The organism is Amycolatopsis benzoatilytica AK 16/65, from assembly GCF_000383915.1.
Lineage (GTDB): Bacteria > Actinomycetota > Actinomycetes > Mycobacteriales > Pseudonocardiaceae > Amycolatopsis > Amycolatopsis benzoatilytica.
Map to the genome: position 1 here is coordinate 2,760,890 of NZ_KB912942.1, position 13,440 is coordinate 2,774,329.

General features: G+C 71.0%; 12 protein-coding genes. 7 read left to right on the forward strand and 5 right to left on the reverse strand.

Annotation, left to right across the window (positions count from 1 at the left end):
- Position 1: 1 nt before the first annotated feature.
- From AMYBE_RS0112720 to AMYBE_RS0112750, 7 genes are all read left to right on the forward strand, one after another.
- Positions 2-1,594 carry an ABC transporter substrate-binding protein gene (locus tag AMYBE_RS0112720; RefSeq protein ID WP_020659763.1) on the forward strand — a complete coding sequence of 531 codons (1,593 nt, stop codon included), beginning with the start codon at positions 2-4 and terminating at the stop codon, positions 1,592-1,594.
- Positions 1,591-2,547, forward strand: coding sequence for an ABC transporter permease (locus AMYBE_RS0112725; RefSeq protein WP_020659764.1), 957 nt, complete (start codon positions 1,591-1,593; stop codon positions 2,545-2,547). The genes AMYBE_RS0112720 and AMYBE_RS0112725 overlap by 4 nt, the downstream gene beginning before the upstream one ends.
- Positions 2,544-3,440, forward strand: a complete 897-nt coding sequence (locus AMYBE_RS0112730; RefSeq protein WP_020659765.1) for an ABC transporter permease — start codon at positions 2,544-2,546, stop codon at positions 3,438-3,440. The genes AMYBE_RS0112725 and AMYBE_RS0112730 overlap by 4 nt, the downstream gene beginning before the upstream one ends.
- Positions 3,437-4,996 carry an ABC transporter ATP-binding protein gene (locus AMYBE_RS0112735; protein WP_020659766.1) on the forward strand — a complete coding sequence of 520 codons (1,560 nt, stop codon included), beginning with the start codon at positions 3,437-3,439 and terminating at the stop codon, positions 4,994-4,996. Before AMYBE_RS0112730 ends, AMYBE_RS0112735 begins: the two co-directional genes overlap by 4 nt.
- Positions 4,993-6,093, forward strand: a complete 1,101-nt coding sequence (locus AMYBE_RS0112740) for a serine hydrolase domain-containing protein (protein WP_020659767.1) — start codon at positions 4,993-4,995, stop codon at positions 6,091-6,093. The genes AMYBE_RS0112735 and AMYBE_RS0112740 overlap by 4 nt, the downstream gene beginning before the upstream one ends.
- Before the next feature lie 343 nt (positions 6,094-6,436).
- Positions 6,437-7,030, forward strand: coding sequence for a hypothetical protein (locus AMYBE_RS0112745; RefSeq protein WP_020659768.1), 594 nt, complete (start codon positions 6,437-6,439; stop codon positions 7,028-7,030).
- Positions 7,027-7,230 (forward strand): DUF6186 family protein, encoded by a 204-nt coding sequence (locus AMYBE_RS0112750; RefSeq protein ID WP_020659769.1) that lies wholly within the window; start codon positions 7,027-7,029, stop codon positions 7,228-7,230. The genes AMYBE_RS0112745 and AMYBE_RS0112750 overlap by 4 nt, the downstream gene beginning before the upstream one ends.
- 4 nt (positions 7,231-7,234) lie before the next feature.
- On the opposite strand, the gene AMYBE_RS0112755 is transcribed toward AMYBE_RS0112750, so the two are convergent.
- The 5 genes from AMYBE_RS0112755 to AMYBE_RS0112775 form a co-directional block, all read right to left on the reverse strand.
- Positions 7,235-8,011 carry an SDR family oxidoreductase gene (locus AMYBE_RS0112755; protein WP_027927610.1) on the reverse strand — a complete coding sequence of 259 codons (777 nt, stop codon included), beginning with the start codon at positions 8,009-8,011 and terminating at the stop codon, positions 7,235-7,237.
- A 134-nt stretch (positions 8,012-8,145) separates the two neighbouring features.
- On the reverse strand, positions 8,146-8,499 hold the full coding sequence (locus AMYBE_RS0112760; protein WP_211226817.1) for a hypothetical protein: 354 nt from the start codon (positions 8,497-8,499) through the stop codon (positions 8,146-8,148).
- 77 nt (positions 8,500-8,576) lie between these two features.
- Positions 8,577-9,518, reverse strand: coding sequence for a non-homologous end-joining DNA ligase (ligD, locus tag AMYBE_RS0112765; RefSeq protein WP_020659772.1), 942 nt, complete (start codon positions 9,516-9,518; stop codon positions 8,577-8,579).
- Between the two features lie 32 nt (positions 9,519-9,550).
- On the reverse strand, positions 9,551-11,113 hold the full coding sequence (locus AMYBE_RS0112770) for a DUF2029 domain-containing protein (protein ID WP_154676181.1): 1,563 nt from the start codon (positions 11,111-11,113) through the stop codon (positions 9,551-9,553).
- 114 nt (positions 11,114-11,227) lie between these two features.
- A complete protein-coding gene (locus AMYBE_RS0112775; protein ID WP_020659774.1) occupies positions 11,228-13,267 on the reverse strand; it encodes an MDR family MFS transporter in 2,040 nt (679 codons plus the stop codon).
- Between the last annotated feature and the right edge of the window lie 173 nt (positions 13,268-13,440).

Here is a 13,440-nt window from a genome sequence, read left to right on the forward strand (position 1 = left end):
CATGGAAGCCCGATGTAAGCCGATCTCCCTTTCCCGCCGCCGGTTCCTCACCTCGGCGCTGGCCGGGGCCGCGCTCGCCGGCACCGCTCCGCTGCTGGCCGCGTGCGGCGGAGGCGTCGCCGCGGCGGTTCCGACCGGCCCGCCGAAACACGGCGGCACGCTGCGCGTCGGCGTCACCGGCGGCGGCGCGTCCGACACGCTCGACCCGCACGTCCCGGCCACCAACCCGGACATCGCCCGGGTGCTCAACCTCTACGAGCCGCTCCTGCTGCGCGACCACGACTACCGGCTGCAGATGCTGGTGGCCGAATCGCTGACCTCCTCACCGGACGCGCGCACCTGGACCGCCGTGCTGCGCCGCGGGATCCGGTTCCACGACGGCCGCCCGGTCACTCCCGCCGACGTGGTCGCGACCTTCCGGCGGATCACCGACCCGAAGAACCCGAAGAGCGGCGCGGCCGGGCTGAGCATGCTCGGCGAGGTCGTCGCGACCGGCCCGGCGACCGTCGAATTCCGTCTCAGCTCGCCGAATTCCGGCTTTGCCGACCTGCTCGGCCAGTACTCGCTCGGCATCGTCCCGGCCGATTTCGACGTCAAGCGGCCGATCGGCACCGGGCCGTTCAAGGCCGAGTCGTTCACCGCCGGGCTGCAGAGCACGTTCGTCCGCAACGAGCACTACTGGCGGCCCGGGCAGCCGTACCTGGACAAACTGGCACTGATCAACTTCGCCGACGACGACGCGCGGATCAACGCGCTGCTCTCGTCCCAAGTGGACGCCATCGACCAGGTGCCGGTAGCGCTGGTGGACGTGCTCCGCAGCGACCCGCGGATGCAGGTGCTGCGCTCGGAGACCGGAACCTGGCTGCCGTTCACCATGCGCGTCGACCGGCCGCCGTTCGACGACGTGCGCGTGCGACAGGCGCTGCGCCTGGTGGTCGACCGGAAGCAGATGATCAATCAGGTGCTCAGCGGCCAGGGCCGGGTCGGCAACGATTTGTACGCGCCGTTCGACCCTGCCTACGCCCGGCAGCTTCCACAGCGCGAGCAGAACATCGGCGAAGCGAAGCGGCTGCTCGCCGCGGCCGGCAAGTCCGATTTGGACATCGAACTGGTCACCGCGCCGATCCAGGCCGGAGCGGTCGAGGCGGCCCAGGTGTTCCAGCAGCAGGCCAAGGCGGCCGGGGTGACCGTGCGGATCAAAAAGGTCGACACCACCACGTTCTACGGCGAGAACTACCTGTCCTGGGACTTCGCCCAGGACTTCTGGTACACCCGCAACTACCTGCCGCAGGTCGCGGCCGGCTCGCTGCCGAAAGCGCCGTACAACGAAACCCATTGGAACGACCCGGAATTCACCGATCTGGTGACCCGTGCCAGCGCCACCGTGGACGAGGCCGCGCGAAACGATCTGCTCCGCAAAGCGCAGCGGATCGAGTACGACCGGGGCGGCCTGATCGTCTGGGGGTTCGTCGACCAGGTCGACGCCCATCAGTCCTATGTGGCCGGTTTCGTGCCGGACCGCACCGGCATCTCGCTGTCCGGGTACCAGTTCCGCCAGGTCTGGCTCGGCACCGCGGAAGGAGGCGCGGCATGAGCCGGCTGATCGTGAAACGGCTCCTGGTGAGCCTGGCCGTGCTGTGGCTGGTGTCCCTGCTCGTGTTCGTCGCGACCCTGCTGCTGCCCGGCGACCCGGCGCGAGCAATCCTCGGACAGGGCGCGACTCCGGAGCGGATCGCCGCGCTGCAGCACCAGCTGCACCTCGACGAGCCGGTCTGGCAGCGCTACCTCTCCTGGCTGGGCGGGCTGTTCACCGGCGACCTGGGCACGTCCACTTCGACCCAGGGGCCGGTCACCGCGCTGCTGGCGGACCGGGTGTCCGCGTCGCTCGTGCTGCTGGTCCTCGCCGCGGTCATCGCCACTCCGCTCGGGCTGACGTTCGGCACCTGGAGCGCGATGCGCCGCGGTCGCGCGACCGACCAGGTGGTCTCCGGGGTCAGCCTGGTCATCGCCGCGCTGCCGGAGTTCGTGATCGGGGTGGCGTTGATCATGCTGTTCGCGACCACTGTGGTCAAAGTGCTGCCGTCGGTCACGCTCACCCCGCCCGGCGAGGCAGTGTGGCGGCAGCCGAGCCAGCTGGTCCTTCCGGTGCTCACTCTCGTGCTCGTCGTGACGCCGTACATCGCGCGGATGATGCGCGCGACGATGAACGAGGTCCTCGATTCCGGCTACGTGGAGATGGCCCGGCTCAAGGGGATGCGCGAAAGGACAGTACTGCTGCGGCACGCGTTGCCGCACGCGGTCGGCCCGGTGGCCCAGGTGGTCGCGCTGCAGCTGGCGTGGCTGGCCGGCGGCGTCGTCGTGGTCGAGTTCCTGTTCCGCTACCCCGGCATCGGTCAGGCGCTGATCGACGCGGTCGCCAAGCGCGACGTCGCCGTGGTCCAGGCGGTGACCCTGCTCATCGCGGCGGTCTACATCGTGGTGAACCTGCTCGCCGACGTCATCGGCATCCTCGCCGATCCCAAGCTGCGGACGGAGGCCGTGCGATGACCGCGGTCGAAGAAGAAGCGACGACCCCCGCCGTTTCGGCTGCCCCGCCGCGCGCGGCCGGGCTGCTCCGGACCGCCTGGGCGTTTCCCCAGGCGAAAGTCGGCACGGTGCTGGCCGGAGCGGTGATCCTGGTGGCACTGCTGGGCCCATGGCTGGGCCCCTGGCTCACCGGGCACAGCACGACCGATTTCGCCGGGAAGCCGTTCAAACCGGACGGCATCGCCGGCACCGACGGGCTCGGCCGTGATGTGCTCGCCCGGTTCCTGTCCGGCGGTACCACCCTGCTGCTGTACGCGGTGCTGGCCACCGCGCTCGGCATCGTGCTCGGAGCGCTGATCGGCATGATCGCCGGATACGGCGGAGGCTGGCTGGACAGCCTGCTGATGCGCGGCAACGACGTCCTGCTGTCCTTCCCCCAGCTGGTCATCGCGTTGCTGGCGATCGCGGTCATCGGCCCGAAGGGCTGGCTGCTGGTGCTCGTCATCGGCCTGACCCACGCGCCGCGGACCGCCCGCGTCGCGCGGCAGGCCACCGTCGCGGTGCGCGGTCACGACTACATCCGGGCCGCCGAGATGTACGCGGTGCCGCGCAGCCGGATCCTGCTGCGCGAGATCCTGCCGAACATCACCGGCCCGCTGATGGTCGAGCTGGGCCTGCGGCTGACGTATTCGATCGGGTACATCGCCTCGCTGTCCTTCCTCGGCCTCGGCATCCAGCCGCCGGCCGCGGACTGGGGCCTGATGATCAACGAGAACCGGATCGCGCTGGTCGTGCAGCCGTGGGGCGTGCTGCTGCCGGTGGCCGCGATCGCGGTGCTGGCCGTCGGCACGAACCTCGTCGCCGACTCGCTCGCCTCGGCCGCGGCCGGGCGGACCCGGGAGGTGCGGGCATGACCACGGCCCTGGAAGTGACCGGACTGGCCGTGCGCACCGCGGCGGGCCGACCGGTGCTGCATTCGGTGTCGTACCGGATCGAGCCCGGCGAAGTACTCGCCCTTGTCGGCGAGTCCGGCTCGGGCAAGACCACCGCCGGGCTGGCCGCGCTCGGCCACTTCCGGCGCGGGCTCGTCAACGGCGGCGGTCAGGTGGTGCTGCATCCGCGCGACGGCGAGCCGGTCGACGTGCTGCTGCTCGACGACGGCGAACGCCGCCGGCTGCGCGGCAGCGCGGTCGCCTACATCCCGCAGGACCCGGCTCTGTCGCTGAACCCCGCTCTGCGGATCGGGCGGCAGATCGCCGAAGTGCTGGAAACGCACGGGTATCCCGAGCAGCACCGGGTCGCCGAGGTGCTCGCCGAGGTCGGGCTGCCGGCCGACGAGGCGTACCAGCGGCGGTACCCGCATCAGCTCTCCGGCGGGCAGCAGCAGCGGGTCGGCATCGCGATGGCATTCGCCTGCCGGCCCAGTGTGGTGGTGCTGGACGAGCCGACTACCGGGCTGGACGTGAAGACCCAAGCGCTGGTGCTGGAAACCGTCCGGCAGCTGACCGCCGAGCACGGCGTCGCGGCGCTCTACATCACGCATGACCTGGCGGTCGTCGCGCAGCTCGCCGACCGGGTGGCGGTGATGTACCAAGGCGATCTGGTCGAGTGCGGCCCGGCCGAGGACGTGCTGCGGCGACCGAAGCACGCGTACACGAAACGGCTGCTCGCCGCGGTGCCGGATCTCGGCGCCGAAGCGGCCGCCGCTCCCCCGCCGAACGACGCGGTGCTGGTCGCGCGGGACATCCGGGTCGCCTACGGCTCCCACGAAGTGCTGCGCGGCATCAATCTCTCCGTGACACGCGGCGAAAGCGTCATGCTGCTCGGCGAGTCCGGCTCGGGCAAAACGACGCTGTCGCAGTGCATCGCCGGACTGAACCACGGGTTCACCGGCGCCGTCGCGCTCGACGGCACTCCGCTGGCTCCCGCTGCCCGGCAACGCAGCGCCGACGAGCTGCGCCGGATCCAGTACGTCTTCCAAAGCCCGTTCTCGTCGCTGAATCCGCGCAAGACCATCGCGCAGTCGATCGAAGTCCCGCTGACCCGTCTGACGTCGCTCTCGCGGACCGAACGCCGCGAGCGCGTCGCGGAAATGCTGGACCGGGTGCGGCTGCGCGCGGATCTCGCCGACCGGCTGCCCGACCAGCTCAGCGGCGGCGAACGGCAGCGCGCGGCGATCGCCCGTGCCCTGGTCACCACTCCGGACGTGCTCGTGTGCGACGAGGTCACGTCGGCGTTGGACGTGTCAGTGCAGGCCACCATCGTGGAACTGCTCAGCGAACTGCGACGGGAGCTCGGGATGGCCATGCTGTTCGTGACCCACAACATCGCCCTCGCGCCGGAGGCCGCCGACCGGATCGCCGTGCTGCGCGGCGGAGAAATCGTCGAGGAGGGACCGGTCGAGACGGTGCTGGGCACTCCTTCGCACGAGTACACCCGCGAACTCCTCGCGACGACGCCGCGGCTGTGACTGTCCACGGCGAAGTGCGGCCCGGCTACGAGGGCGTGCGAGAAGCGTTCGGCGACATCATCGCCGCGACCACCGGCGGCGCCGCGTTCAGCGTCTTCCGAGACGGCGCGCCGATGGTGCGGCTGTGGGGCGGTTCGGCAGCCGATGGCGTGCCATGGACCGAGGACACCCGCACGGTGTTGTTCAGCGGCACCAAGGGAGTCGTCGCGACTGTACTGGCGGTCCTGACCGCGCGCGGCCTGCTCGACCCGGAGGAGCGCGTTGCCCGGTACTGGCCGCAGTTCGCCGTGGCGGGCAAGGACGACGTGCCGGTTTCGCAGGTGCTGTCGCACACCGTCGGACTGCCCTATGTGGAGTCAGACCTGCCGATGCTGGACAACGCGGCGAACGCGCACGCGCTCGCCGCGCAGCATCCGCTGTGGACTCCCGGCACCCGGGTCGCCTACCACGCGCTGACTTACGGCTACCTCGCGACCGAGCTGGCCAGGAGGGTGACCGGCGAGGATCTCGGCGCGCTGGTGCGCTCGCTGCTCGCCGGACCGCACGGCCTCGACCTGCGGCTCGGCACCCCGCCGACGGTCCCGGTGGCAACGCTGCGGCGCGCCCCCGGTTACCGGATCAGCACGTTCCTGAAGGACCAGGAGCGCCGCCGGATCGTGGAACGGATGTATCGCGGGCTGCTGGACTCCGGCGACTCGATGAACTCGCCGGAGTACCGGGGCGCGACGCTCGCCGCGGGCGGTGCGGTCGGCACCGCGACCGCGATGGCCCGGCTGTACGACCGGCTGCTCGCTGGCGAACTCGTGCCGCCGGACGTACTGGCGCAAGCGACCCGCACCTGGTCGGAAGGAATCGACGCGATCAACGACCGCCCGCTGCGGTTCGGGCTCGGCTACGAACTCGCCGACCCGATCGGCACCTACGGCCCGGCCGGCGCCGATCCCGCCGCGTTCGGCCACTCCGGCGCGGGTGGCGGGCGGCACGGCGCCTGGCCGGGGCGCGGCGTGTCGTTCTCGTTCGTGACGAACGAACTGCAGGCGGAAGACGTGGACGAGCGAGCGTCGGCGCTGCTGGCGGCTTTGCACGAGGCGGCCTGACCGAAACGCGGCCCGCCCGCTTGGCGGTTCGCGCCGCCGTTCCTCGCCTTGCGCGACGAGGTCGACGTGATCGCCGCCGAAAATGACCGAGCAGCTGAGCACCGGCGAGAATCCGGCAGTGCCGCGCGCTCACCTCGGCCAGCCGTGCACGAGCGGCTTCAGATGCCGCTCAAGAACCTGGAAACCGCCGCACTACGCCGTTGGCGTTCGGCGCATCCGCCAGTGGCCGGATCGCAAGGACCACCGGTACCCGCCCGCGGAGAAAGTTCGCCCGGACGGGAAGCAGCGCGTCCCCTTTCGTGTTGATTCCGGGGCAGGACGGGCACGGAATGGGGTGCGTCGGATGGCTACTCCCGAACGGCATGCCGCGGACTACCCGCAAAGCCGGCTCATCGTCGACCTTCCGGTCGCGGGCCTGTTCATCGCGTCCCTCGCACACTGGATCCGCGACGCGCCCGCGGACGGCGTGGTCTTCTTCGCCGCCGCCGCGGTGCTGCTGTTCACCGAGCGGCACGGGATCGCACCGGACGCCCTGCTCGCTCCGCCCGTCCGGCTCCCCGCCGCGTCGCTGATCGCCGCCGTCGCGCTGGTCGCGCTCGTGTTCGGCAGGCATACCGTGCCGATGTCCCTCACCGTCGTCGCGATCGGCGCCAGCGCGCTGGTCCTGGAGTGGCGCGACCCGTCGCTCCCGTCTCAGCCGGTCCCGCGCCGCGGCTGGGTTTGGGTGGCGCTGGCGATCTCGTGGTGCCTCTGGGAGCTCGTTTCGTTCATTTACGAGCAAGCAGCAGGCGGCCTGTCCCTGACCCACCCGACGATGAGCGATCTGGTCGACCCGATGCTCGACCTCCGCGTCGTCCAGGCGCTCGCGCTGGGCGTCTGGGTCGCGGCCGGGCTCGCTATGCTCCGCGCCGCCGCGGCAGCGAGGAGGACGGCATGAACAGCCGTCTCGTCACCGAAATCGGCTTCGGCGTCATCGTCGCCGCGGCGATCCTGCTGTGGCTCGGCAGCCACCTGTTCCCGAAGAAAATCCCGCCGCTGACCACCGTGCTCGCCGCCCTCATGCGCAAACGGTCCACCCGGATCGCTCTCGTGCTGGCCTGGTGGTGGGTCGGCTGGCACTTCTTCGTGCAAGCCTGACGGGTCAGCGATATCGCAGCGCCATCGGCTTCCCGCATTCGGCGAGGTACTGCTCGAACGTCACGACCCCGTCGGCGTGGTCCGGGGCGAGGTTGCCGCCCGCCGCGTACGCGCGCGCGATGCGGCCCGGCGCAGGCACGGTCACCACCTTCTTCCGCTTCCCCGCCGCGGCCAAAAACGAGTGGGCCAAGTCGGCCGCCGTCCGTACCTGCGGCCCGCCGAAATCCGCCACCCGGCCCTGCGCCGCGCCGAGCGCCAGCTCTACCAGCCGGGCCGCGACGTCGCGCACGTCCACGGGCTGGAACCGGAACTTCGGCACCGGGACCACCGGCAGCCGCGACGCGCCCGCGAGCAGCGTCCGCACGAGCGCGTGGAACTGCGTCGCGCGCAGAATCGTGTAGGGCAGGCCGGAACCGGCGATCACTTCCTCGGCCGCCAGCTTCGCCCGGTAATAGCCCAGTGGCACTCGGTCCACGCCGACGATCGAGATGTACACCAGATGCGCCGGCTGCCCGCTCCACCGCGCGGCTTCCACCAGCGTGCGCACGGTTTCGACCTCGTGCCGGTAGTCCGTCGCGCAGTGCACGACCGTGTCCACCCCGGCGACCGCGACGTCGATGCCGCGCCCGGTGCGCAGGTCGCCGACCGTCCATTCGACCCCTTCGCCGGAGCGCCGCCGCCGGCTCAGCGCCCGCACTGGCGCCTCCGCGGCCCGCAGCCGCTCCACGACGACCCGGCCCAGTTGACCGGTCCCGCCGGTGACGAGGATCTGCTCGGGCACATCGTCCTCCCGCGGCCGCGCCACCCGGGACAGGTGGCTCTCCCCCGCCATCCTGGCACGCCGGGAGCGGGGCGGAGTCAAAACGAGACGCGAGACGGCTCACCCGGCCGCCCCCGGAAACCGTCCGCCGCTGGTCAGAACCGCGAGCGCCAGCGCACCGTCGGCTCGTGCGCGGCTTCGTCCCGGCGCGGCGAATCCTGGCGGAGCAGCACCGACAGCCGGCCGTAGGCGGTGACGAGCTCGGACATCGCCTCGTTGACGCGATCCGCCCGAGTGTGCTCGAACGCCTGCCGCAACGCCGCCAGCGCGGCTGGTTCGGCAGTCGCCAGCAGGCCCGCCGCTTCCGACACCGTCGCGGCGAGCCCGTCCAGCATGGCTTTCGTTTCCGGCCGGTTGGGCGCGACCGTCAGCACCGGCGAGACGACGCGCAGCTGGTGGTGCAGCCGGTACAGCACGGCCAGCGGGTCGGTTTCCCCTGCACTGTTCATCGCGCGCTCCTCCGGTCCGTCGCCGGGGAGACGCGGCCGGCCCGCGTCCATGACGCGAGGCGCCCGAATGGGTTCGCTCAGGATTCCCCCGCCTCCAGCCCGTCCCGATCCGCCCACTCCAGCAACGGCTCGAGCGAGTACGCCACGTCGTCGATACCCTCGTGCAGGTCGCCGAGTTCGGCGAACCGGGCGGGCACGGTCGCGATCGTGCAGTCGCGCGGGTCGACCGATTCCACCTCGTCCCACCGTATCGGCGTAGACACCAGCGCCTCCGGCACCCCTCGCACCGAATAGGCGCTGGCGATGGTGTGGTCCCGGGCGTTCTGGTTGTAGTCGACGAACAGCTTCTTCGGGTCGCGGTCCTTGCGCCACCACGTGGTGGTGACCAGGTCCGGGGCCCGCCGCTCGACCTCCTGTGCGAACGCCAGCGCCGCGCGGCGCACGTCAGCGAAGCCCCAGCGCGGCTCGATCCGGACATAGACGTGCATCCCGCTGCCGCCGGAGGTCTTCGGCCAGCCGCGGATGCCGAGCTCGTCCAGCACCTCGCGGGCCACCAGCGCCACCTTCCGGACGGTGTCGAACCCGCAGTCCGGCATCGGGTCCAGGTCGATCCGCCACTCGTCCGGCCGTTCGGTGTCCGATCTTCTCGAATTCCACGGGTGGAACTCCACTGTGGACATCTGGACCGCCCACACCACGTGTGCCAGTTCGGTCACGCACAGCTCGTCCGCGTACCGGTCGTACCGCGGGAAGTGCACCCGGACCGTCTCCAGCCACGGCGGCGCGCCGTTCGGCACCCGCTTCTGGTGCACCTTCTCCCCGGCCACGCCGGACGGGAACCGGTGCAGCATGCACGGCCGCTCGCGCAGCGCGCGCACGATGCCGTCGCCGACCGCGAGGTAATAGCGGACGAGGTCGAGTTTGGTCTCGCCGCGGGCCGGGAAATACACCCGGTCCGGGCTGGAGACCCGGACGGTGCGGTCCCCTACCTCGAGCTCGACTGCTTCGGCCTTCCCCATGGCACCGACCGTATCCGGAAACCGCCGGGACGTCAGCGGCCGAACGGCACGAGGGTGAAATGCCCGACGCCCTTGGCCGCCGAATACACCGTCCACTGGTCCGGACCGGTGCCCGGGCCCTGGTCGTAGAGCAACCGGTAGTCCGGGGTGCGCGGCGGCAGCCGTTTGAACCAGTGGTAGTTGATCCGCAGGATCGTCCTGCTGACGAAGCCGTCCTCGGCCAGGCGCTTGTTGACGATCGTGGTGACCTGGCTGCGGTCGGAAAACACGTCCAAAATCTGGCAGTCGCAGTAGTAGGCCAGCGCCCCGATCTCGCCGGGACCGGCGACCGACTTGCCCCGCAGCCGCGCGCCGAGCTCCTTGCCGACCCGCGCGTAGTCGGTCGCGCTGGCCCAGTTGCCGAAGATGACCGGCGACGGCCAGGGCACGCCCTGCGCGAGGTCGACGCCCACGTTCGCGACCGCGACCGCGGCGCCGAGCCCCAGCGCGACCAGCGGCGGGACCCGGTTCAGCCTGCCCGGCCGGGCGCTGGCCTCGGCGTGCCAGATGCCGCACAGAAGCACCGCGCACGACGCGGTGCTGACGATCGGGGTCACGTAGTACCAGTGGTACGGACCGACCCCGAGCGCCGAGTAGACGAGGTAGTAGACGACACCGCCGGCGCCGAGCGCGATCACCGGAGCCAGCTGGGGGAAGCTCTCCCACTTGCGTGCGAAGCGCACTGCGAGCCAGCCGAGCAGCAGTGTCACGCCCACGAGCGCGGACGCGAACGAGACCATCACCGTGAACGGCTGGCCGAGGAAGTACATCATCGGACCGCTGAAGTAGCCCCAGGCGCCGAAGAGGCCCTCCTGGTCCTGCTTGATGACCAGGGTGTCCGGGATGAACGAGCCGAGCGCGAACCAGCTGGTCAGGAACCACGGCGCGGAGACCGCGACCGCGGTGCCGAAGACGGCCCAGAACTTCCTGCGCAACGCGCCGGTGGCGAAGGTGATGACGACGACGAACACGACGAGGTCGAGCCGGGTCAGCACGGCCAGCCCGGCGATCACGCCGAACCACACCGGCCGCTTCTCCAGCGCGAGCACCGCCAGCCACAGCAGCAGCGCCGAGGCCAGCAGCACCTCGAGGCCGGTGGCCGAGAGCAGGAACGGGTTCGCGACGACCAGCACCAGCCCGATCGGGCCGACCCACGGCGCGAGGCCGAACCGCCGGGTCAGCCGGGCCCACGCCCAGCCGATCGCCGCGCTGCACAGCACGGTGAGCACGCCGAGCGCGAACACCGGATGCACCGACCCGGTGACCCGGGTGAGCGCCGAGAGGAGGCCGAGCAGCAGGACGTCGAGCGGGGAGGTCGCCGAGTTCGCGACCGAGCCGGGCACCAGCGCCCATTCGCCGTGCAGGGCGAGGTTCTTCGCGTAGGACAGTGTGATGTACGCGTCATCGGTCAGGCTTTCGCGTACCAGCAGGAACGAGAGACCGCCGGCTGCCGCGGCGACCAGGGGCAGCCAGGCAAGCCGAGACCCGGACGGGACGCGCTGATCCGCGTCGTCCGAGTCCGCCGACGCCGTGCGCACGGATTCATCCACAGGCATGATCCCGAATCAGGAGAAACGGTCCGGCACGCTGCCGCCGCCGGGTTTTCCGATCAGCCGATGCTGCCACGTTCCGCTCCGCACCGGTACCGGTCCTGCGCGCGCGGACGGAATTCACGCCAACGCGTGCCGCCCGTCCGCGCGCGAAGCGCCCTGGTCCAGCAGGCGAGTCGCCACGCGGGTGATCGCGGCGTCCAATTCCGCGCGGTCCGCCGTGCCCCAGTCGCCGAGCCGTTCGGCGATCCAGTCGTGCCAGGCGCGCACGAGCTTGTCCCATTCGCGTTCGCCGGATCCGGTGAGCGACCAGCTGCCGCGCGCGTAATCCAGGTATCCGGTCAGCTCCAGCTTCGCGAAAGCCGGTTCCAGCACCGGCGCGGGCACGCCGTGGTCGTCGCCGATCGCCTCGAGGGTGGCCGGCCGCCCGGACCGCACCCGCAGCTGGACTTGCAGCACGCACCACAGCCCGCCGCGGTCGAGTTCGGACGCGGCCCGGGCGACGATCGCGGGCGCGGCTTTCCGTCGTTCGCGAAACAGCAGCGTCGCGACCGCCCGTTCCAGATCCCGGCCCGGTTCGTGCGCCTCCGGCATCGCGAATCCTTCGCCGAGATCCGGCGCGGCGGCGCGAGCGGTGTCGCGCAGCGGCATTTCCTTCAGGAAGAACGCGAGCACGAACGCGGCCAAACCGACCGGCGCGGCATAGAGGAACACGATGTGCAGCGAATCGGCGTAGGCGCCGATGACCGGTTCCGAAATCGCCGCGGGCAACTGGTGCAACGCTTGCGGGATCTGGACGGCTTTCGGGTCGATGCCGGGCGGCAGTGGATGCTCGGCGACCGCCTTGGCGAGGTTCGGGCCGAGCTGGTTCGCGTAGATCGTGCCGAAGACGGCCGCGCCGAAGGAGCTGCCGATCGAGCGCAGGAAGGTCACGCCGGAAGTGGCGACACCGAGGTCCTGGTAGTCGACGGTGTTCTGCACCGCGATGGTCAGCACCTGCATCCCGAGGCCGATGCCGAGGCCGAGCACCGCCATGTACAGCGCGGATTCCCAGAACCCGGTGTGCGCACCGAGCCGCGACAACAGGTACAGCCCGACAGTCATCACCGCGGACCCGACGAGCGGGTAGACCTTGTATTTCCCGGTCCGGCTGACCAGCGTGCCGGACAGGATCGAGGCCACCAGCAGCGCGAGCACCATCGGCAGCAGCCGAACGCCGGACGTCGTCGCTGTGACGCCCTGGACGTACTGCATGTACGTCGGAAGGTAGGACAGCGCGCCGAGCATCGCGAATCCGACCACGAAGCTCATGATCCCGGCGACGGTGAAGACCGGATTCCGGAACAGTCGCATCGGCAGCATCGGCTCCGGCGCGCGCAGCTCCACCGCGACGAACGCGCCGACAAGCACGAGCGAGCCGACCGCCATGCCGATGATCACCGGTGAGCCCCACGGGTAGGTGGTGCCGCCCCAGCTCGTGACGAGGATCAGGCCGGTGGAGGCGAGGCCGATCAGCAGGATGCCGAGGTAGTCGATCACCGGTTTGACCGCCGCCCGCACGCTCGGCATCGCGGACGCGGCGACGGCCAGCACCACCACGGCGAGCGGGATGTTGACGTAGAACGCCCACCGCCAGGAGAGATGGTCGACGAACAGCCCGCCCAGCATCGGCCCGGCGACGGTCACCACGCCGAACACCGAGCCGAGCGCGCCCTGGTACTTGCCGCGTTCGCGCAGCGGGACGACGTCGGCGATCAGCGCGGTGGAGGTGACCATCAGCCCGCCGCCGCCGAGGCCCTGCACCGCGCGCCAGACGATCAGCCAGGTCATGCTGTCGGCGAAGCCGCAGAAGAACGAGCCGGCGCCGAACACGATCACCGAGAGCTGGAACATCAGCTTGCGGCCGAACAGGTCGCCCAGCTTGCCGACGACCACCGTCATGATCGTCTCGGCCAGCAGGTACGCGGTCACCACCCAGGACAGGTGCCCGGCGCCGCCGAGGTCGCCGACGATGGTGGGCAGCGCGGTGCCGACGATCGTCTGGTCGAGAGCGGCGAGCAGCATGCCGAGCAGGACCGCGCCGAACACCGCGTGCACCTTGCGCCGGGACAGCCCGGCCGGCGCGGACTGGTCGCGGACTGCCTCCGCCGTGGCCGTCATCCGGCTCCTCCTCGCGCCTCGCCGGGCCGCCCCCGGCCGGTCCACGTAAGCACTTCCGTCCACTGTGGAATAGCCGCCCGGCCGGGGCGTCGCCCGTTCCGGTGAACCGCCCTCCCCCGACCGGGCGGCCGGACGACGCGGGGATCGTCGTTCCGGTCGCCGGGAACCCGAAT

Excerpts from the sequence above, each read along its gene's own strand:
- AMYBE_RS0112735 (WP_020659766.1), top strand. The coding sequence starts at position 3,437 with ATGACCACGGCCCTGGAAGTGACCGGACTGGCCGTGCGCACCGCGGCG.
- AMYBE_RS0112745 (WP_020659768.1), top strand. The coding sequence starts at position 6,437 with ATGGCTACTCCCGAACGGCATGCCGCGGACTACCCGCAAAGCCGGCTC.
- AMYBE_RS0112750 (WP_020659769.1), top strand. The coding sequence starts at position 7,027 with ATGAACAGCCGTCTCGTCACCGAAATCGGCTTCGGCGTCATCGTCGCC.
- AMYBE_RS0112725 (WP_020659764.1), top strand. The coding sequence starts at position 1,591 with ATGAGCCGGCTGATCGTGAAACGGCTCCTGGTGAGCCTGGCCGTGCTG.
- AMYBE_RS0112720 (WP_020659763.1), top strand. The coding sequence starts at position 2 with ATGGAAGCCCGATGTAAGCCGATCTCCCTTTCCCGCCGCCGGTTCCTC.
- AMYBE_RS0112770 (WP_154676181.1), bottom strand. The coding sequence starts at position 11,113 with ATGCCTGTGGATGAATCCGTGCGCACGGCGTCGGCGGACTCGGACGAC.
- AMYBE_RS0112730 (WP_020659765.1), top strand. The coding sequence starts at position 2,544 with ATGACCGCGGTCGAAGAAGAAGCGACGACCCCCGCCGTTTCGGCTGCC.
- ligD (WP_020659772.1), bottom strand. The coding sequence starts at position 9,518 with ATGGGGAAGGCCGAAGCAGTCGAGCTCGAGGTAGGGGACCGCACCGTC.
- AMYBE_RS0112775 (WP_020659774.1), bottom strand. The coding sequence starts at position 13,267 with ATGACGGCCACGGCGGAGGCAGTCCGCGACCAGTCCGCGCCGGCCGGG.
- AMYBE_RS0112760 (WP_211226817.1), bottom strand. The coding sequence starts at position 8,499 with ATGAACAGTGCAGGGGAAACCGACCCGCTGGCCGTGCTGTACCGGCTG.